Annotated in this window: 18 protein-coding genes and 1 pseudogene; 14 read left to right on the top strand and 5 right to left on the bottom strand. The window is 65.9% G+C overall.

The features are described 5' to 3' along the window. From PMI38_RS10435 to PMI38_RS10425, 3 genes and pseudogenes are all read left to right on the top strand, one after another. Window positions 1–272, top strand: a pseudogene (locus PMI38_RS10435) (hydantoinase/oxoprolinase family protein); the annotation flags it as partial. A 132-nt stretch (window positions 273–404) separates the two neighbouring features. Next, a complete protein-coding gene (locus PMI38_RS10430; protein WP_008093551.1) occupies window positions 405–1,361 on the top strand; it encodes an AraC family transcriptional regulator in 957 nt (318 codons plus the stop codon). A 96-nt stretch (window positions 1,362–1,457) separates the two neighbouring features. Next, window positions 1,458–2,312, top strand: coding sequence for a LysR family transcriptional regulator (locus PMI38_RS10425; RefSeq protein ID WP_008093549.1), 855 nt, complete (start codon window positions 1,458–1,460; stop codon window positions 2,310–2,312). Window positions 2,313–2,318: 6 nt separating this feature from the next. Here PMI38_RS10425 and PMI38_RS10420 read toward each other — a convergent pair whose 3' ends face one another. Both PMI38_RS10420 and PMI38_RS10415 read right to left on the bottom strand, forming a co-directional pair. Then, window positions 2,319–3,200 (bottom strand): DUF2950 domain-containing protein, encoded by an 882-nt coding sequence (locus PMI38_RS10420; RefSeq protein ID WP_085988523.1) that lies wholly within the window; start codon window positions 3,198–3,200, stop codon window positions 2,319–2,321. 11 nt (window positions 3,201–3,211) lie between these two features. After that, entirely contained in the window at window positions 3,212–4,858 is a 1,647-nt protein-coding gene (locus PMI38_RS10415) for a DUF3300 domain-containing protein (protein ID WP_008093544.1), read from the bottom strand. 157 nt (window positions 4,859–5,015) lie between these two features. Here PMI38_RS10415 and PMI38_RS10410 point away from each other — a divergent pair, with 157 nt between their 5' ends. Beyond that, entirely contained in the window at window positions 5,016–5,393 is a 378-nt protein-coding gene (locus tag PMI38_RS10410) for a VOC family protein (protein WP_008093542.1), read from the top strand. Between the two features lie 79 nt (window positions 5,394–5,472). After that, window positions 5,473–6,192, top strand: coding sequence for a TorF family putative porin (locus tag PMI38_RS10405; RefSeq protein WP_008093539.1), 720 nt, complete (start codon window positions 5,473–5,475; stop codon window positions 6,190–6,192). A 15-nt stretch (window positions 6,193–6,207) separates the two neighbouring features. Here the strand turns inward: PMI38_RS10405 and PMI38_RS10400 are convergent, their stop codons facing one another. Continuing rightward, window positions 6,208–7,095, bottom strand: a complete 888-nt coding sequence (locus PMI38_RS10400) for a LysR family transcriptional regulator (protein WP_008093538.1) — start codon at window positions 7,093–7,095, stop codon at window positions 6,208–6,210. Between the two features lie 221 nt (window positions 7,096–7,316). Between PMI38_RS10400 and PMI38_RS10395 the strand changes: the two genes are divergently transcribed. The 8 genes from PMI38_RS10395 (at window position 7,317) to dctM (ending at window position 15,956) form a co-directional block, all read left to right on the top strand. Next, a complete protein-coding gene (locus PMI38_RS10395; RefSeq protein ID WP_008093536.1) occupies window positions 7,317–8,156 on the top strand; it encodes an FAS1-like dehydratase domain-containing protein in 840 nt (279 codons plus the stop codon). A 21-nt stretch (window positions 8,157–8,177) separates the two neighbouring features. Further along, window positions 8,178–9,341: an acyl-CoA dehydrogenase family protein gene (locus PMI38_RS10390; protein WP_008093534.1), complete on the top strand. Its 1,164-nt coding sequence runs from the start codon at window positions 8,178–8,180 to the stop codon at window positions 9,339–9,341. Window positions 9,342–9,351: 10 nt separating this feature from the next. Next, the gene (locus tag PMI38_RS10385) at window positions 9,352–10,701 is read left to right on the top strand and encodes an MmgE/PrpD family protein (protein WP_008093532.1); all 1,350 of its coding nucleotides are present in this window, start codon (window positions 9,352–9,354) and stop codon (window positions 10,699–10,701) included. A 9-nt stretch (window positions 10,702–10,710) separates the two neighbouring features. Continuing rightward, the gene (locus tag PMI38_RS10380; RefSeq protein ID WP_008093530.1) at window positions 10,711–11,910 is read left to right on the top strand and encodes a CaiB/BaiF CoA transferase family protein; all 1,200 of its coding nucleotides are present in this window, start codon (window positions 10,711–10,713) and stop codon (window positions 11,908–11,910) included. After that, entirely contained in the window at window positions 11,907–12,725 is an 819-nt protein-coding gene (locus PMI38_RS10375) for an HpcH/HpaI aldolase/citrate lyase family protein (RefSeq protein ID WP_008093528.1), read from the top strand. The genes PMI38_RS10380 and PMI38_RS10375 overlap by 4 nt, the downstream gene beginning before the upstream one ends. Before the next feature lie 247 nt (window positions 12,726–12,972). Next, window positions 12,973–13,971: a TRAP transporter substrate-binding protein gene (locus PMI38_RS10370; RefSeq protein ID WP_008093526.1), complete on the top strand. Its 999-nt coding sequence runs from the start codon at window positions 12,973–12,975 to the stop codon at window positions 13,969–13,971. A gap of 69 nt (window positions 13,972–14,040) precedes the next feature. Then, window positions 14,041–14,673, top strand: coding sequence for a TRAP transporter small permease (locus tag PMI38_RS10365; RefSeq protein ID WP_008093525.1), 633 nt, complete (start codon window positions 14,041–14,043; stop codon window positions 14,671–14,673). After that, window positions 14,673–15,956: a C4-dicarboxylate TRAP transporter large permease protein DctM gene (dctM, locus tag PMI38_RS10360; RefSeq protein ID WP_008093523.1), complete on the top strand. Its 1,284-nt coding sequence runs from the start codon at window positions 14,673–14,675 to the stop codon at window positions 15,954–15,956. The genes PMI38_RS10365 and dctM overlap by 1 nt, the downstream gene beginning before the upstream one ends. Window positions 15,957–16,070: 114 nt before the next feature. Here the strand turns inward: dctM and PMI38_RS10355 are convergent, their stop codons facing one another. Beyond that, a complete protein-coding gene (locus tag PMI38_RS10355) occupies window positions 16,071–16,952 on the bottom strand; it encodes a LysR substrate-binding domain-containing protein (RefSeq protein WP_008093521.1) in 882 nt (293 codons plus the stop codon). A gap of 44 nt (window positions 16,953–16,996) precedes the next feature. Continuing rightward, complete coding sequence (gene ggt, locus PMI38_RS10350) at window positions 16,997–18,787, bottom strand: gamma-glutamyltransferase (RefSeq protein WP_008093519.1); 1,791 nt, start codon at window positions 18,785–18,787, stop codon at window positions 16,997–16,999. A 115-nt stretch (window positions 18,788–18,902) separates the two neighbouring features. Between ggt and PMI38_RS10345 the strand changes: the two genes are divergently transcribed. Next, a complete protein-coding gene (locus PMI38_RS10345; RefSeq protein WP_008093517.1) occupies window positions 18,903–19,538 on the top strand; it encodes an ankyrin repeat domain-containing protein in 636 nt (211 codons plus the stop codon). The last annotated feature ends 141 nt before the right edge of the window (window positions 19,539–19,679 follow it).

Here is a 19,679-nt window from a genome sequence, read left to right as displayed (position 1 = left end):
TGATCGGCCACCTGCCACGCCCGCCACAACCGCTGCTGCAAGGCCCGGCCGAAGTACCCGTGGCAGTACCGGACAGCCAGCGCCCGATGCGCTTCAGCGCCGAGGGTGAGTGGCAAGCCACGCCGGTGTTCAACGGCAATCGCCTGCTACCGGGGCAAACGGTGCAGGGCCCTTGCGTGATCGAGGAGGACACCACCAACATCGTCGTACCGCCGGGCTGGCAGGCCTGCCTGGAACCGTCGGCGACCTACCGGCTGACACCCGTCGCCTGATACAGTGGTCGGCGCACAAAGCCGCCCGGCAGCCTCGCGCTGCCGGGCGGCTTGCACAATAACAAGAGCTGCTTGAGTAGCTTGCCTGCAGTTCCTTTTTTCAATGCTGCCCTCTTTGAAAAAGGACCGATGATGCCGACAGAAGTCTCGACCCACAGCTGGGCCCTGCCCGAGCGCCAGGCGCGCTGGGCCGAAGCCGTCAGTGACACCTACTTTCCCTTGAGCCTGGCGTTCGCCGCCGAGCAACCCTTCGATGGCCACCTGCAGCGCTGGAGCACGCCCAGCACACCCTGCAGCCTGTCGCGCCTGCGTTCGAGCCGGCTCGGCTACTCGCGCAGCAAGGCGCAGATCGGCCAGGACCGCGAGGCGTTCTACCTGGTCACCGTGCCCAGCCGCAGCGAAGTGCACTTCGAGCAGGACGGCCACCAGCTCAGCTGCCGCCCGGGCGGCTTCATCGTCGAGCGCGGCGATGCACCCTACCGCTTCCATTACGGCGCGGAAAATGACCTGTGGGTGCTCAAGCTTCCCGAAAGTGCCCTCAAGGGCCACCTGCGCGGGCACCGGCGTTACACCCGCCATTGTTTCGATGCCACCCAGGGCCTGGGGCTTATCTTCGTCGAGCAACTGGACCTGTGTGCCCGGCACTTCGACGCCAACCCGCAGGTTGCCCGCCACCTGTTGCTGGAGCAGGCCATGGCCACCTTGCTGCTGGCGCTGCAGCAGGACGAACGCGTGCTCGGCAGTGAAGGGTCCAACCTCAGCACCCTGCACCTGACCCGGGTCGAGCACTACGTGCTGCAGAACCTCGCCGACCCTGAGCTGACGCCGCAGGTCATCGCCAACGCCTGCGGGCTTTCACTGCGCTACCTGCACAAGCTGTTTTCCAGCACCGCCTATACCCTGGGCGAATGGATACGCCAGCAGCGCCTGGAGGCGGTGCACCGGCAGTTGCGCGACCCGCAATGCCACCTGCCGATCGGCGAACTGGCGTTTCGTTGCGGTTTTGCCGACCAGGCGCAGTTCACCCGGGCGTTTCGCCAGTCCTTCGGCTGTACCGCCCGCGAGGTGCGCGCAGCCTCCAGACACTGACGGCGCAAGGAGGCGCCAGCGCCCATCGGGTGCTTCCCATTTGCGTTGATGGAACTGATACTCGTGGCATAGCTCCTATCGGTTTTATCCATACCTATGCGCTACTCGCCTGAAGCCCTCGTCGCCTTTGTCGAAGCCGCCGCACTCGGCTCGTTTTCCGCTGCGGCGCGCAAACTGCGCAAAAGCCAGTCGACCATCAGCATCGCCATCGCCAACTTCGAGGCCGACGTGGGTTGCCCTCTGTTCGACCGCGCCGGCCGCCACCCCACGCTGAATGCAGCCGGGCGCCAGGTGCTGGGGCACGTTGAAGCGATACTCGATGCCAGCGCCCGCCTCGATGCCCTGGCGGTGCGGCTGGCCGGGCAGGTCGAGCCATTGGTGTCGGTGGTGATGTCGGACAGTTACAGCGTGACGTCCCAAGGGGCTGCGATGAGCCTTTTCGCGCAACTGTATCCCCACACCGAACTGCGCTGGGGCCCTTCCGAAGACGCCGATGTGGTCGAACTGGTCCAGCAGGGCCTGGCGCAAATCGGCATCCTTGCCGCACAGCAGCACTACCCCGCCGATGTCAGGGTGGCGCGTTTGCCTGAACAGGCCGAGTTCAAGCTCTACGTGAGCTGCGACCACCCCTTGGCGAAACGGCCGATGCTGCAAGCGGAGGATCTGCAAGCCGAGCGCCAGCTGTACATGAAGACCTACGCCCCCAGCCTGCACCATGGCCGTGGACAGGCCTGGTCGGCGCCGGACTACCTGACGCTGCTGGAGTTCGCGGTACGTGGCTTTGGTTGGGCAGAGCTGCCCACCGCGCTGGTGGCGCGCTTTGGCAGTGGCCTGGTGGAGCTGCCGGTGGCGGGCTACCCGAGGCGGGTCGCCATGGACGTGGCCTGGTCACGGCAACGTGCACTGGGGCCCGCCGGGCAGTGGCTTCTGGGGCAATTGCTCGGGCGCTAGCGCGGCTCAGTCGTTGCCGTCCTGGTTCACCTCTTTCCAGCTGTCGTCCGGGTCGAAGCGCTTCATGGCCTTGGCCAGCTTGTCGCCTTGCGGACCCAGGTCTTTCTCGAACACTTGGCCATCATGGCTGATCATGAAGCTCATCACCCCGGTGTCGTTGTACTTGGCCGGCCAGGCGACCAGGGCAAAACCCCGGCTCATCTGGTTGCCGATCAGGTAGCTGTAGGCGCCACCCGGGGCCGAGGGGCCTTGGCCATCGAGGATGCGGAAGTGGTAGCCGTACCAGTCGTCCCCCACCACGTCCTGGCCGAACAGCGGGCCCAGCGGGCTGACCTGGCCATCCGCTTCGTCTTCCCAGAACAAGCCGTCGTGCTTGCCGGGGGTGCTGAAGATCTGCTGGGCATATTCCAGCGCGCCGTTGCCGTTACGGTCCTGCGAGGCGTAGTCCATTTGTGCATCGTGGTAGGCCAGCACCGATTGCAGCGCCCCCAGTTCGTTGCGGCCAATGCGCCGCGCGCGGATCTCGGCACTGCCGGCCTTGAGGTCGAAGTGCCAGCCGTTGGCGGCCTTGGCCAGTGGAATGGGCAAGGTCCAATGTTCGCTGCCCACCGCCAGGATGGCCTTGGTATCGCCTTGATTTTCGATCTGATGCTGCTGGTGGTACTGCTGCAGGAATGCATCCACATCGCTGCGCTGCACGCCTTCGCGTGGAATGTAGGTGCGCCAGTCTTCACCGAACAACTGCGCCAGGCGGGCCTCGTCGGCCTTTTCCGTACCCAAGGCGGCGACCAGGGATTCCACCGCTTTTTCGGGTGTCGGAAACGCCTCCTGAGTAGAGGCCCAGCACGGCCAGGCCGTGAACACGGCAATCAGCAAGGGGACGAGCATGCGCTTGCGGTTCATCGACGGCCTCCTCCACCACCACCCCGGCGCGCGGGCGCGCTGGGCCGAGAAATGGTATGCCCTGCCGCACGCGAGGCACTCGGCCGCTGGGCGAGGGTCTGGCTGGTGCGGCCGCGATTGGCCTGGGCGGTGGTCCGCGCAGGCGAGCGCACGCCGTCGAAGGCATTGTTGCGCGCACTGCCGGCGCTGCTTCGTGGCCGGTCTTGCAGCTTCTGGCGCGCCTGGCCGTCACCTTGCCGGCGCTGGTTGACCTGGGGATTCTGGTTCCTGGCCTGCACGTTCTCGCGGGTAGGTCGGGTGTTCTGCTGGCGGTCCGTCGCACGCGGTCTCTCGGTCTGGGTCTCACGCACCCGGTCGCGGGCTTCGCGGTTGCTGGTGGCCGGCCGCTCGATACCTGCCCTGTCCATCGACTCACGGGCGCGTTCGCGCGCATCGTTGTTGGCCGTGGCCGGTCGCTCGATGCCTGCCCGGTCCATCGAGGCACGGGCGCGGTCGCGCGCCTCGCTGTTGGTCGTGGCCGGCCGCTCGATGCCTGCCTGGTCCAGCGAAGTACGGGCGCGGTCGCGCGCCTGGGCACGCTGGGCATCGTCGCCACGGAAGGCCGCGCGCTGGCTGGCGCCGTCGAGCTGGCGACCATATTGCTGGCGGCTGAGGTTGTCGCGGTAGGGCACGCCATCGCGGTGTACCGCGTTGTGCTGCCACTTGCCCTGGTTGTTGCCGATGCGGTTGTTGGCATTGATGTTGTTGTAGCGGTTCACGTCCACGTCGATGTCGTGGTCATCCCAGTCACAGTCGCCCCAGAGCGAGTTGACGATCGCAACGCCGGTGCCGAAGGCCAGCCCCGCCATCAGCGCGGTGCCGGCGGTATACAACGGTGACGGCGGGTAGTAGGCCGGCGGCGACGAGGGGTAGGCCCAGGTGCCGTAGGTCGTGGTGGGGTTGTAGCTGGGCACGTACACCACCTGGGGGTTGGCGGGCTCGATGATGATGGTCGATGAGCTGCTGGCCGGGGCACTCGTCGAACTCGCGCCGCCGGATGCAGCAGGAGCGGATGCCGGCGCGGCTTGAACCGTAACGTTCTGGTACTGGTTGCTCTGCAGGTTGCCGGCCGCCTTCGCCTGTTGCCGCAGGCGCTGCACCGAAGCCATCACATCGTCGGGCTGCGCCAGGAACGCGTCCCCCATCCGTTGCACCCAGACCGGGTCCTGGCCAAGCAGCACCAGCACCTGCGGGAACGCCACCAAGGATTGCACGCTCGGGTCCCAGGTCTGCTGCGCCACTTGCTTGACCGCCTCATCGCCCTGGGCCTTGGGGTTGGCCTTGGACCAGGCCACGGCTTCGGTCACTTCGCCCGGATAGGTGGACGCCATCAGCACCTGGGCCAGCAGCGAATCGGGGTACAGGGCAACGGGCGCCATCATCTGGTCCAGTTGCTCCTGATTGAACACGGTCTGCTTGGGCGCTGGCGCCTCGGCAGCCGGGGCCGGGGCGGGAGCTGGGGGTGTGACTGGAGCTGCAGCTGCAGCTGGGGCTGCGGTTGTTGCGGGCGCTACGGGTGTCGCAGGGTCTCGAGCCAGGAAGTAGCTGGCAACGACGCCCAGGCCAAGCACAGCCGCCACGACATAGAGCAATGGCTTGCGCATCACATTTCCCCTCGGGGCCATACCGCGTGGAATTTAAGGTTAGCAAAGGCTGAGCTTTCCACACGGCGGCCATCACAGTTGTCGAAAGCTTCGCAGGGTGCACTATCATGGCCCGGGCCGGACTGCGCTACGTCAGTCCCCCAGCCTGAGGTTGCCAATGATCGATCACCTGGACCATCTGGTGCTCACCACCTGCGACGTGGAAGCCTGCACCGACTTCTACACCCGGGTACTGGGCATGCAACTGGAAACCTTCGGTGCCGGGCGGCTGGCACTGCGTTACGGCCAGCAGAAGATCAACATCCATGTGCGCGGCCAGGAGTTCGAGCCCAAGGCCCACCTGCCCGTCCCTGGCGCACTCGACCTGTGCTTCATCGCCAGCGTCGGCCTGGAACAGGTGATCGCCCATCTGCAGCACGCCCAATGGCCGATCCTGCAGGGGCCGATACAACATACCGGTGCGACCGGGCCGATCCTCTCCGTCTATGTGCGCGACCCGGACCTCAACCTGATCGAAATCTCCCAACCGCTGTGAGTCCCACCCCGCGGTTTGCCCTGCCGGCCAACCCAGGTATGCTGGGCCGCTCAAGTGCAAGCCTTCCAGGACGGTGACCATGACCAGGCCCCTGCTGTTGCTGGGTGCGGCCCTGCTCTTCAGCCCGGCGCTGCTGGCCCAACAGATCCAGCGTCAATTGGGCGACTTCGATTTCAAGCTCGGGACCACCGCTTCGCGCACAATGGCCCAAGGGCTGATCTCGCCGAGCGCAGTCGGCGCCTTCCACGGCGGCCTCGACCTCAGCCACCCAAGCGGCTGGTACTTCGGCCAGTACGCGCCGAGCATGGGCGTGACGCCCGATTCCACCCTGCGCCTGGACAGCTACCTGGGCTACAAGCATCACTTCGACAGCACCCTGGGCTACGAGCTGGGCCTGATCCACTACAGCCAGCCGAACATCGCAGGCGCCGACAGCTATGCCCTGTACGGCGGCATCTCGGTCCTGGGCAGCCGCTTTGGCGGGGCCTTGCGCGACACCCCCGAGCACCGCACCGGCACCCTGTTCGCCGACCTCGGCCAACTGCCGCTGTTCGACGTCGACCTCACCGTCAAGATGGCCCACCACCGCCTGGGCACCCCCTTCACCATTGGCGACGGCAGCCAGGTAAGCGGGTTTTCCGACTGGTCGCTGGAACTCTCGCGGCCGTGGCTGGGGCTTGACCTCAACCTGATCTACAGCAACTCCGACCTCGGTGGCGGTGGCTGCGAGGCCTATGCGGGCATGAATACTTATTGCCAGGGCATGGTGACGTTCAAGGCCCAGCGCAGTTTCTTCTAACGGCCCAAATGCACTTCAGGCCTGCGGCATCAAGGTCGCGATCAACGCCCGCACCGTGCCTGGCAAAGCCTCCAGCTCCCGCACCAGAATGCTCCGTTCCCGTACCGCCCAAGGCTCATCGAGGCTGATGGTGACCAGGTCCATGGTCTGGCTGTGCCGCTGCGCCGCCGATTCGGGAATGATGCCGATCCCCACCCCCGCCTCCACCAGCCGGCAGATGGCCTCGAAGCTCGACAACTGGATGCGCAGCGACAGGGTCATGCCCATGCGCTCGACATGGTCGCGCAGAAAACTCAGCAAGGTGCTGCCGTCGTGCAGGCCGATATGCTGGAAGTCCAGGGTCTGCTTGAAGGTCACCCGTTGGCGTGACGCCAGTTCGTGCCCGGCCGGCACGATCAGCACCAGGCGGTCGGTGCTGAAGTGCATCACCTGCAGGCCACTGGCTTCCACGGGCCCTGCGATGATGCCCATGTCGCTGCTGCCATCGAGCACGCCGCGCACGATATCCCGCGACAGCCGCTCCTGCAGGTCGACCGTCACCCCCGGGCGTTGGGCGAGAAAACCGGCCAGTACTTCGGGGAGGAATTCGGTGACCGCCGTGGTGTTGGCGAAGATGCGGATATGCCCGGCCGAATCGGTGCCGAACTGGGTGAATTCGGCTTTCAGGTAGTCCACCTGGCGCATGATCAGGCGCGCATGGGTCAACAGCTTGTGCCCGGCCGGGGTCAGTTCGACGCCACGGCTGTCACGGTACAGCAGGCGCGTGTCGAGCTGCGCCTCCAGCGCCTTGATCCGGGCGCTGGCGGCGGCCGGCGACAGAAACGCCCGGCGTGCACCCTGGGTCAGGCTGGGTGATTCGCCGATATGAATGAAAAGCCGCAGGTCTGCCAGGTCGAAATGCATTGGGGCTCCGGTTGTGGCCAATGGCCTCATCGCCGGCAAGCCGGCTCCCACAGGTAAAAGCGCCGCCGTCCCTGTGGGAGCCGGCTTGCCGGCGATGAGGCCCATACAGGCAAAAACGGCGTTCAGCATACACGAACGCTGCTTCACACAAATGCAAATTCACAGAATGCCAAACAGCTCGCATGATCCGTGCATAACAACAAATGCAGAGGCCAATGGTTATGACTGCCACGCAATCACCCACGGATTACCGTGCCTGGCTCGGCCGCACGGAAGAAGCCGTCGATGAGCTCAGCCGCAACCTGATCAAGCGTATCGCCGCCACCTTCGGCGAAACCGCGCCCGCCGTCGGGCAACCGTTGCCACCGTTGTGGATGTGGTGCTTCTTCCAGGAACCCGTGGCCGAAGCGCAGCTGGGCAGTGACGGCCACCCGGCCCGCGGCGGCTTCCTGCCCCCGGCCGACAACCGCAACCGCATGTGGGCAGGGGGCCGGGTCGAGTTCATCGCCCCGCTCAAGGTCGGTGCCGAGGCCCATCGCCTGTCGACCATCGTGCACATCGAGGAAAAGCACGGCCGCACCGGCGCCTTGCTGTTCGTCACCGTGCGCCATGACTATTCGCAGCACGGCCAGCTGTGCGTGCGCGAAGAGCAGGACATCGTCTACCGCGAACCCAACCCGCCCAAGCGCAGCAGCGCGCAAGCCGCTGAGCCGGCTGACTGGTACGAGGCCGTGGCGTCGACACCAACCTTGCTGTTCCGCTACTCCGCCGTGACCTTCAACGGCCACCGCATCCATTACGACCAGCCCTACGTCACCGCCATTGAAGGCTATCCCGGCCTGGTCGTGCACGGCCCCCTGATCGCCACCCTCAACCTGCGCGCCTTCATTCGCGCCAACCCCGGCAAACAGGTGCGGCACTTCGCCTATCGCGGCGTGCGCCCGCTGACCTTGCCCACCCCCTTCGAAGTGGCCGGGCGTATCAGCGCGCCAGGCCAGGCCCAGCTGTGGGCCGGCAATGCCGACGGCGTGGCACAGAGCGCCGAAGTGCTTTTCGACTGAAACCCGACAGAGACCCCCTGCATGCATAAGTACGACAGCGAAGACCTCACTGCCATCCGCGAAGGCGTGCGCGCCTTGTGCGCCGAATTCGACGCCAGCTACTGGCGCAAGATCGACGAAGAAAAGGGCTTCCCGGAAGCGTTCGTCAAAGCCATGACCGACGCCGGCTGGCTGTCGGCGATGATCCCCGAGCAATACGGCGGCTCCGGCCTGGGCCTGGCCGAGGCCTCGGTGATCCTTGAAGAAGTGAATGCCTGCGGTGGCAACTCCGGCACCGTGCACGGCCAGATGTACAACATGTTCACCCTGCTGCGCCACGGCAGCGAGGAACAGAAGCGCCATTACCTGCCCAAGCTGGCCAGCGGCGAGCTGCGCCTGCAGTCGATGGGCGTGACCGAACCCACCACCGGCACCGACACCACCAAGATCAAGACCACCGCCGTGCGCCAGGGCGACAGCTACGTGATCAACGGCCAGAAGGTGTGGATCTCGCGCATCCAGCACTCCGACCTGATGATCCTGCTGGCCCGCACCACGCCATTGGCCGAGGTGAAGAAGAAGTCCGAAGGCATGTCGATCTTCCTGGTCGACCTGCGCGAGGCCATCGGCAACGGCCTCACCGTGCAACCGATCGCCAACATGGTCAACCACGAAACCAACGAGCTGTTCTTCGACAACCTGCAGATTCCGGCCAGCAGCCTGATCGGCGAAGAAGGCAAAGGCTTCAAGTACATCCTCGACGGCCTCAACGCCGAACGCACGCTGATCGCCGCCGAATGCATCGGTGACGGCCGCTGGTTCATCGAAAAGGCCAGCGCCTATGCCCGCGATCGCGTGGTGTTCGGCCGCCCGATCGGGCAGAACCAGGGCGTGCAGTTCCCGATTGCCGAGGCCCATATCGAAATCGAGGCGGCCGACCTGATGCGCTGGCGCGCCTGCGCCGAGTACGACAGCGGGCAGAACGCCGGGGCCAGCGCCAACATGGCCAAGTACCTGGCCGCCAAGGCCTCGTGGGAAGCCGCCAACGCCTGCCTGCAGACCCACGGCGGCTTTGGCTTCGCCTGCGAATACGACGTCGAGCGCAAGTTCCGCGAAACCCGCCTGTACCAGGTGGCGCCGATCTCCACCAACCTGATCCTGTCCTACGTGGCCGAGCACCTGCTCGAACTGCCGCGCAGCTTCTGAGGGCCTGAACATGCAACATACCCAAGCCCTGGCGGGCTTTCTCGCCGACCTGCGCTACGCGCACATTCCAGGCCACGTGCTGGACCGCACCGAAGACCTGTTCCTCGACTGGCTGGGCTCGGCCCTGGCCAGCCAGGGTGCGCACCCGATCCCGCTGTTCGAGCGCTATGCCGAACGCATGGGGCCGGCCCTGGGCAGCGCACGGGTGCTGACCAGCGGGCGCTCGTCTTCGCCCTACTTCGCCGCGCTGGTCAATGGCGCCGCCTCGCACCTGGTCGAACAGGACGACCTGCACAACAGCTCGGTGCTGCACCCTGCCACCGTGGTGTTCTCCGCCGTGCTGGCGGCCGCCCAGGACCTCGGCAAATCCGGCCAGGACCTGCTGCTGGCGGCGGTGGCCGGTTATGAGGCGGGCATCCGCATCGGTGAGTTCCTTGGTCGTTCGCACTACCGCATCTTCCACACCACCGCCACCGTCGGCACCCTGGCCGCCGCGGTGGGCGTGGGCAAGCTGCTGGACTTCAACCAGGATCAGTTCATCAACCTGCTGGGCAGCGCCGGCACCCAGGCCGCCGGCTTGTGGGAGTTCTTGCACGACGCCGCCGATTCCAAGCAGCTGCACACGGCCAAGGCGGCCGCCGACGGCCTGCTGGCCGCCTACCTGACCGCCGATGGCCTGAGCGGTGCGCGCAACATCCTCGAAGGCGAGCAAGGCCTGGCGGCCGGCATGTCCAGCGACGCCGACCCGGCGCGCCTGAGCGACCGCCTAGGCACACGCTGGGCGCTGGTGGAAACCTCGTTCAAGTTCCACGCCTCGTGCCGCCACACCCACCCCGCCGCCGATGCCCTGCTGCAGCTGATGACCCGCGAAGGGCTGGGCCATGCCGAGATCGCCAAGGTGGTCACCCGCGTGCACCAGGGCGCGATCGACGTGCTGGGCCGGGTCACCACGCCCACCACCGTGCACCAGGCCAAGTTCTCCATGGGCACCGTGCTCGGCCTGATCGCCGTGCATGGCAGCGCGCAGCTGCTGGAGTTCCGCGACCTGGCGCTGACCGACCCGCACGTGGCGGCGTTTCGCGACAAGGTGCAGATGCAACTGGACCCTGAGGTGGACGCCGCCTACCCGGCCCGCTGGCTGGGCCGCGTCGAGGTCACCTGCAACGACGGTCGCCGTTTCCACGCGGCCATCGACGAACCCAAGGGCGACCCCGGCAATACCCTGTCGCGCCCTGAGCTGGAGGCCAAGTTCCAGCGCCTGCTGGCGTACTCCGGCGCGCGCACTCCGGCCCAGGGCCAGGTTCTGATCGAGCGCATGTGGCAACTGCGCGATGCCCGCTCCCTGGCCGAACTGCACTGAGGTGATCCCATGACGCAAGCAACCCCTCGCCCGCTGGACGGCATCACCGTCGTCAGCCTGGAGCACGCCATCGCGGCGCCGTTCTGCACCCGCCAACTGGCCGACCTCGGCGCCCGCGTGATCAAGGTCGAACGCCCCGGCAGTGGCGACTTCGCCCGGGGCTACGACCAGCGCGTCGACGGCCTGGCCTCGCATTTCGTGTGGACCAACCGCTCCAAGGAAAGCCTCACCCTCGACCTCAAGCAGGACGCAGCGGGCGACATCCTCGACGCCTTGCTGGCCAAGGCCGACGTGCTGGTGCAGAACCTCGCACCGGGCGCGGCAGCGCGCATGGGCCTGTCGTTCGACGCCTTGCACGCGCGCTTCCCACGGCTGATCGTGTGCGACATTTCCGGTTATGGCGAAGGCGGCCCTTACGAAAAGAAAAAGGCCTACGACCTGCTGATCCAGAGCGAAGGCGGCTTCCTGTCGGTTACCGGCGGCCCCGGCGACAACGAAATGGCCAAGGCCGGCTGCTCGATCGCCGACATCGCGGCGGGCATGTACGCCTACACCGGCGTGTTGTCGGCGTTGATGCTGCGCGACAAGACCGGGGTCGGCAGCCGCATCGACGTGTCGATGCTGGAAAGCCTGGTGGAGTGGATGGGCTACCCGATGTACTACGCCTACGACGGCGCACCGCCCCCCCCGCGGGCCGGCGCTTCGCACTCGACCATCTACCCCTACGGGCCATTCCCCACCGGCGGTGGCGGCACCCTCATGCTCGGCCTGCAGAACGAACGGGAGTGGACGCTGTTCTGCGAAAAGGTGCTGCTCGATCCGGCGCTGGCCAGCGATGACCGCTTCAGCGCCAACTTCAAGCGCTCGGAAAACCGCGAGGTGCTGCGCCAGATCATCATCGATGGCTTTGCCGACCTGTCGCTGGACGAGGTGGTCGCACGCCTGGAGCAGGCGCAGATCGCCAACGCCCGGGTCAACGACATGCACGGGGTCTGGCAACACCCGCAGTTGCAGGCCCGCGACGGCTGGCGCGAGGTGGACAGCCCCGTCGGCAAGCTGCCGTCGCTGCTGCCACCGGGGCGCAATGCGGCCTTCACCCCGCGCATGGATGCCGTACCCGCGCTGGGTCAGCACACCCAGGACATCCTCGCCGAGCTGGGCTTCAGCGCGCACGAGCAGGCCAGCCTGGCTACCGGCGGTGCGGTATGAACAGCGTGCGCTCCGCCCTGTTCGTGCCGGGCAGTCGGCCCGAGCGTTTTGCCAAGGCCCTGGCGGCAGGTGCCGATGCGGTCATCGTCGATTTCGAGGATGCCGTGGAAGAGCCGTTGAAACAGCAGGCCCGCGAGCACCTGGCGGCGTTTCTGCAGGCCACGCCGCAGGCTGCCGTCTGGGTGCGGGTCAACGCGCCGCACCATCCCCAACACAGCGCCGACCTTAGGTTCTGCGCGCAACACGCGGGCGTTGTCGGGCTGCTGCTGCCCAAGGTCGAGAACGCAGCCCAGGTCGCAGTCGCCCGCCACATCGGCAAGCCGGTGTGGCCGATCATCGAGAGTGCCAAGGGCCTGCTGGCCTTGCAGCAGATCGCCCAGGCCGAGGGTGTCGAGCGCTTGTCGTTCGGCAGCCTGGACCTGGCGCTGGACCTGGACCTGAACACCGAAAGCACGGCGGCCCGGCAGTTCCTCGATCAGGCGCGCATGGCCGTGCAGCTGCATTCGCGCGGGGCCGGTCTGTTGCCGCCGTTGGATGGGGTGTTTCCGGCCATTGACGATGCCGACGGTTTGCAGCGGGCGATGCGGCATGCCTACGACATGGGCTATGGCGGGGCGCTGTGCATTCATCCGAGGCAGGTGGCGGTGATTCATGCGGCCTTGGCGCCGAGTGCCGACGAGCTGGTGTGGGCGCGCAAGGTGCTGGCGGCGAGCGAGGCGGCCGGTGGCGCCGGGGCGTTTCAGCTGGATGGGCAGATGGTGGATGCGCCGGTGGTGATGCGGGCGCAGCGCTTGTTGGCTCGAGAGGTCGGTTGAAACTACTGGCCCTATCGCCGGCAAGCCGGCTCCCACAAGCACCGGCTCCCACAAGCACACCACTGAACTCGAATGCTGTGCTGTGCCTGTGGGAGCGGGCTTGTCCCGCGAAGAGGCCGGCGCTGATACAACCAAGCGTTCGGTCCAGCCGAACGCCGCCTTACACAAATGCTGATTCTCCACACGCAGGTGATTGGTCCATGGTGACGCTCAATCCTCCTACAACAATAAGTCAGAGGTGACATCGATGTTGAAGCTGACCCACGCGCTGTTCTGCGCCGCTGCTGTGTCCATGGCGAGCCTGGCCCAGGCCGCCGACCCGATCATCATCAAGTTCGCCCACGTGGTGGCCGACAGCACGCCCAAAGGCCAAGGCGCGCTGATGTTCCAGAAGCTGGTCGCCGCTGACCCGCAACTCAAGGACAAGGTCAAAGTCGAGGTCTACCCCAACTCGTCGCTGTTCGGTGACGGCAAGGAAATGGAAGCCCTGCTGCTGGGCGATGTGCAGATGCTGGCGCCGTCGCTGGCCAAGTTCGAGCACTACAACAAACAGGTGCAGATCTTCGACCTGCCGTTCCTGTTCGACGACCTGGCCGCCGTCGACCGCTTCCAGCAGGGCCCGCAAGGCAAGGCGCTGCTGACCTCGATGGAAGACAAGGGCATCCGCGGCCTGGCCTACTGGCACAACGGCCTCAAGCAGTTGTCGGCGAACAGGAAGGTGATGCTGCCCAAGGATGCCCGTGGCCTGAAATTCCGCGTGCAGGCCTCCAGCGTGCTCGAAGAGCAGTTCAAGGCCATCCGCGCCAACCCGCGCAAGATGAGCTTCGCCGAGGTCTACCAGGGCCTGCAGACCGGCACGGTCAACGGCACCGAGAACACCTGGTCGAACTACGAAAGCCAGAAGGTCAACGAGGTGCAGCCGTTCTTCACCGAGACCAACCACGGCCTGATCGACTACATGGTCATCACCAACGCCAAGTTCTGGAACACCCTGCCTGAAGACGTGCGTGGCGAACTGCAGGTGATCATGGACGAGGTCACCGTCGAGGTGAACAAACAGGCCGAAGCCCTCAACCAGACCTCCCGGCAGAAGATCCTCGACGCCAAGACCAGCGAGATCGACCCGCTGACCGCCGAGCAGCGTCAGCAATGGCGCGAGTCGATGCGCCCGGTGTGGGACAAGTTCTCCGACCAGATCGGCGCCGACCTGATCAAGGCCGCCGACGACGCCAACAAGGCGTCCTGACCCTTCCTGTGCCCTGCCCCGGCCACCTGCCCCCAGGTGGCCCGCCCTCTCTTTGTCTGGAGAATCCTTATGCAATCGCTCAGGCGTGCCTGGGAGCACTTCGAGGAAGGCATGATCGCCTTTCTCCTGGCGGCCATGACCTTGGTGACCTTCATCTACGTGGCGCTGAACAACCTGTACACGATGTTCTACACGCTCAGTGACCACTGGGCCTTCGCCAGCGAGCTGTTGCTGAGCATCGGCGACCACCTGATGGGCTACGCCCAGGAAATGACCTGGAGCATCGCCCTGACCAAGGCCCTGTTCGGCTGGCTGATCTTCTTCGGCATTGCCTACGGCGTGCGCACCGCAGGCCATCTGGGTGTCGACGTACTGGTCCGGCGCTTTCGCAAGCCCGTGCAACGGGTGTTGGCGATGATCGCCTGTGCCTGCTGCCTGGCCTATGCCGGGCTGTTCCTGATGGCGAGCATCAAGTGGGTGAGCGCGGTGCTGGTCGCCGGCATCGGCGCCGAAGACCTCGACCGTTACGGCATCAAGGTCGGCCATATCGCGCTGATCGTGCCGTTCGGCTTTGCCCTGGTGATCGTCCGCTACCTGGAAATCCTCTACCGCCTGTTCACCCACCGCCAGTACGGCCTGGGCCTGGCCGACGAGGCCGCCGAAGCCAGCAAGCTGGCCAACTCCGGTGAGGAGCACCACTGATGACGGTTATCTGCCTGTTCCTGCTGCTGTTCGTGTTCATGTTCCTGGGCGTGCCGATCGCGATTTCGCTGGGCCTGTCGGGGGCGCTGTCGATCCTGATGTTCAGCCAGGATTCCCTGAGCTCGCTGGCGATCAAGCTGTTCGAAACCTCCGACAGCTATACCTTCCTGGCCATCCCGTTCTTCCTGCTGTCGGGCGCGTTCATGACCACCGGCGGCGTGGCCCAGCGGCTGATCGACTTCGCCAATGCCTGCGTCGGCCACATTCGAGGCGGCCTGGCGATTGCCGCCGTGCTGGCGTGCATGCTGTTCGCCGCGCTGTCGGGTTCGTCGCCGGCCACGGTGGCGGCAGTCGGCTCGATCGCGGTGGCCGGCATGGTGCGCTCCGGCTACCCCCGTGAGTTCGGCGCCGGGATCATTTGCAACGCCGGTACCCTGGGCATCCTGATTCCGCCGTCGATCGTCATGGTGGTGTACTCGGCCGCCACCGAAACCTCGGTCGGCAAGCTGTTCATGGCCGGTGTGATCCCGGGCATCCTGCTGGGCGTGGCGCTGATGGTGACGATCTACATCGTCGCCCGGATCAAGAAGCTGCCCGCGCAACCCCGGGCCAGTTTCGCCGAATGGCTGCGCACGGCCAGGCGCGCGTTCTGGGGGTTGTTGCTGCTGGTGATCATCCTCGGCGGGATCTACAGCGGCATGTTCACCCCCACCGAAGCGGCGGCCGTGGCGGCGGTGTATTCGGCGTTCATCGCGCTGTTCGTGTACAAGGACATGCGCCTGCGCGACTGCCCGAAAGTGCTGCTGGAGTCTGGCCGGCTGACCATCATGCTGCTGTTCATCATCGCCAACGCCATGCTCTTCGCCCATGTACTGACCACCGAGCAGATCCCCCAGCAGATCACCCAGTGGGTGCTGTCCGAAGGGCTGACGCCGATCGGCTTCCTGATCATGGTCAACGTGGTGCTGCTGGTGGCGGGCAGCTTCATGGAGCCGTCGGCGATCATCCTGATCCTGGCGCCGATCTTCTTCCCGATCGCGATGAAGCTTGGCATCGACCCGATTCACCTGGGCATCGTGATGGTGGTGAACATGGAGATCGGCCTGGTGCATCCACCGGTGGGGCTGAACCTGTTCGTGACTTCGGCGGTGACCGGGTTGACCTTGGGGCAGACGATTCGCGCGGCGCTGCCGTGGCTGTCGATCCTGCTGCTGTTCCTGGTGCTGGTGACCTATGTGCCGTTCATCTCGCTGGCACTGCCGCAGTGGTTGGGGATGCCCTGAGGTCTGCAGCGGCCCTATCGCCGGCAAGCCGGCTCCCACAGGTTCACCACAGCACTCAAGAACTGTGGGGACCCTGTGGGAGCCGGCTTGCCGGCGATAAGGCCAGCACAGGCATTAGATCCCACCACCGGCGAGCAACTCGCTCACCACCTCGGCCAACGCCTTGACCATCACATCCGCCGTCGGCCGATGGACAATGACGATCTCGTAGCTGTCCACCTCCGGCAACCCCTGCCCCTCCCCCAGCACCCGATGCTCGCCGGTCGCCGCCCGCGGCGGCAGCAGGCTGATGCCCATGCCATCGGCCACCGCCGCCTGAATGCCACTGAGGCTTGAACTGGTGAAGCTGATGCGCCAACGCCGCCCCATCCCTTCGATGGCACTGATCATGTCCTCGCGGTACAACCCGCGCGGCGGAAAGGTCACCAACGGGATCGGGTCGAGCTCGAAGGACGGCATGCGCGCGCTGTCGATCCACTGCAAACGCTCTGGCCAGCACGCCACCCCTTCGCGGGTGTTGCGCCGCTGCTTGAGCAGCACCAGGTCGAGCTCACCGTTGTCGTAGGCCTGGCTGAGGTCGCGGCACAGCCCGCTGGTGACCTCCAGCTTGACCTGCGGATGCAAGCGGCTGAACGCCGACAGCGCATTGGTGGTGCGCCCGCCGACGAAGTCCTCGGGTACACCTAAACGCACCGTGACGCCGACCATGGCCCCGGCCAGGGCTTCGAGCATCTGGTCATTGAGCGCCAGCATATGCCGGGCGTAGCCCAGCAAGGTCTGCCCGGCGTCGGTCGGCAGCACGTCACGGTTGCCGCGCACCAGCAAGCGGTGGCCGACCATGTCCTCCAGGCGGCGCACCTTCTGGCTGATGGTCGACTGGGTCGAATGCAGGCGCGTGGCGGCCGTGGTGAAGCTGCCGCAATCGGCCACCACGACGATGGCGCGCAGCAGGTCGAGGTCGAACAGGGCTCTATTCGATTTCACGCTGATGGTCATCTTGGTATTCAACTTCTGAATGACAAGACTGACTTCTACCACGCCTAGTCGCCCAGCGCCACGCCCTCGCGCCGCGGGTCGGCGCCACCCGACCAGCCATCGGCCGTGCGCTGGATGATCTGCATGCCGCTGGTCATGGTCAGCGGCGTGACCTCATGGCCCCAGGCCGCCAGTTGCCGGATCAGCGCCGGGCTGGCCAGCCCCGCCTCCACTTCGGTGCCCGCGTTGCGGCTGCCAAAGTTGGGCAGGTTGGCGGCCTGCTGCGGGTCGAGCTGCCAGTCCAGCAGGCCGACCAGGGCCTTGTTCACGTAGCCGATGATCTGCGAACCACCCGGTGAACCGAGGCTGGCCACCAGCTCACCGGAGTCGCGCGCGAACACCAGCGTCGGCGCCATGGCCGACAGTGGCCGCTTGCCGGGTTCGACGCGGTTGGCCACTGGCCTGCCGTTTTCCTGCGGGATGAAAGAAAAATCGGTGAGCTGATTGTTAAGCAGGAAGCCCTTGACCATCAGGTGCGAACCGAACGCTGCCTCCACCGAGGTGGTCATGGCCAGGGCCTGACCGCTGTCGTCCACGGCAGAAAGGTGCGAGGTGGAAATGCGCAGCGGCGAACGATCCGGGGCCAGTGCCAGGTTCGCGCCTTGCGGCGTGCCCGGGCGGGCGTACTTCATGCTGGAGTCGCCGATCAGCGTGGCGCGCCCGGCCAGGTAAGCCGGGTCGGTCAACGCCATGACCGGCACCGGCACATAGTCGCTGTCGGCCAGGTACTGGGCACGGTCGGCAAAGGCCAGGCGCTCGGCCTCGGCTACCAGATGCACCGCCAGCGGGGTGGGTTCCAGCCCCGCGGGGGAGGCCACCTTGCGTGGCAGCTGGGTGGCCAGGTCGCGTTGGGGTGAAGCACGCTGTACGGCTTCGAGGATGCCCAAGGTCTGCAACACGCCTACGCCACCCGAGGAAGGTGGCGGCATGCCGCAGATCTGCCAGGCCTTGTACGGGCCGCATACCGGCGTGCGCGTCTTGGCCTGGTACTGGCGCAAGTCCTCTAGCGACAGCTGCCCGGCATTGGCATGGCTGCGCACCTGGGCAACCATCGCCTCGGCGATCGGGCCGGTGTAGAAGGCCTCGACGCCCTGCTCTGCCAGTTGCTCGAAGGTTTGCGCAAGCTCGGGGTTGCGCAGCAAGGTCCCCGCCGCCAGCGGTTTGCCCTGATCGTCCAGAAAGTACCGGGCCATGGCGGGTGAACTGGGGATGAAGGGGTCTTCGGCCACCAGGGTATGCAGGCGTTGGGAAATCGGAAAACCTTCGCGCGCCAGGGCAATGGCCGGTTTGAACAGCTCACCCCAGGGCAGTTTGCCATGCTGCTCGTGGGCCATTTTCAATGCCCGCAGCACACCGGGGACAGCCACCGAGCGACCGCCGATCTGCGCGGCCCTGAACGGCATCGGGCTACCGTCGGGTTGCAGGAACAGCGTTTCGGTCACGGTGGCCGGCGCCGTCTCGCGGCCATCGTAGGCCTGTACCTGCTGGCCATCCCAGTACAGGATGAACCCCCCACCGCCAATGCCGCTGGACTGCGGCTCGACCAGGGTCAGCACCATCTGCATGGCGATTGCCGCATCGATGGCGCTGCCGCCGGCCCGCAACATCGCTCGCCCGGCCTCGCTGGCCAGCGGGTTGGCAGCCGCCACCATGTGCCGGCTGGCGTGCACCGGTTGCAGGCCGCTGCGGTAGCCGGACTGCACCTCCGGAGGCGCGGGCAGCAGTTGGTCGGCCCAGGCCCAGGTGCTGGTGGCAGCCAGGCACAGGGCAGCGAGCGCTGGCGTCGGAAATTTCATCGGTAGGCTTCCTGCTCAAACTATTCAGCAGGGCACTGTGGGTCATGCACATTCTTGACTTCAACCCCTGCCGTCCATTTTCTAGGATTGAGGGAGCCATTCAGGAGCCTTTGCCATGCGCTTGTCACTTACCGCTCTAGCCTTCGCCGTGTTCACCAGCCTTGCTTTCGCCGAGACGCCCGCCATGCACAACGCCGCCGCGCAGAATGACACCACCACCTTGCAACGCCTGCTCAAGCAAGGTGCCGATGTGGACAAGCGCGATGACCAGGGGCGTACCGCACTGATGGTCGCCACCCACGCCAACCAGGTCGCGGCGGCGAAAGCGTTGATCGAGGCCGGTGCGGACGTGAACGCCAAGGACAACATCGACGACAGCCCCTACCTGTATGCCGGTGCGCGGGGATTGAACGACATCCTGCGCTTGACCCTTGCCCATGGCGCCGACCTCAAGAGCACCAACCGCTATGGCGGCACCGCCTTGATCCCGGCCGCCGAACGCGGGCATGTGGAGACCGTGCAGTTGCTGATCGATGCCGGCGTGGACGTCAACCACCTGAACCGGCTGCACTGGACCGCGCTGCTGGAGGCCGTGATCCTTGGTGATGGCGGGCCGCGGCATGTGGAGATCGTCCGGCGCCTGCTGGCGGCGGGTGCGGATCGCCAGATCGCCGACAAGGACGGGGTGACCGCGCTGGAACATGCGCGCCAGCGCGGGTATCGGGAAATGGAGGCGCTATTGGCCCGATAACGGATTGCAGCCTTGCCACTGAACCTGTGGGAGCAACTGTCTTGCTCAATTTCTAGAAGTTGACGCGATTCCTGTGGGAGCGGGCTTGCCCCGCGAAACAGGCAGCGCGGAACATGGCACCGGCTTCGCCGGTGTTCGCGG

This window comes from Pseudomonas sp. GM84, assembly GCF_000282535.1.
Lineage (GTDB): Bacteria > Pseudomonadota > Gammaproteobacteria > Pseudomonadales > Pseudomonadaceae > Aquipseudomonas.
Note: the sequence above shows the minus strand (reverse complement) of the source record. Positions and strands in the feature narration are given on the sequence as shown.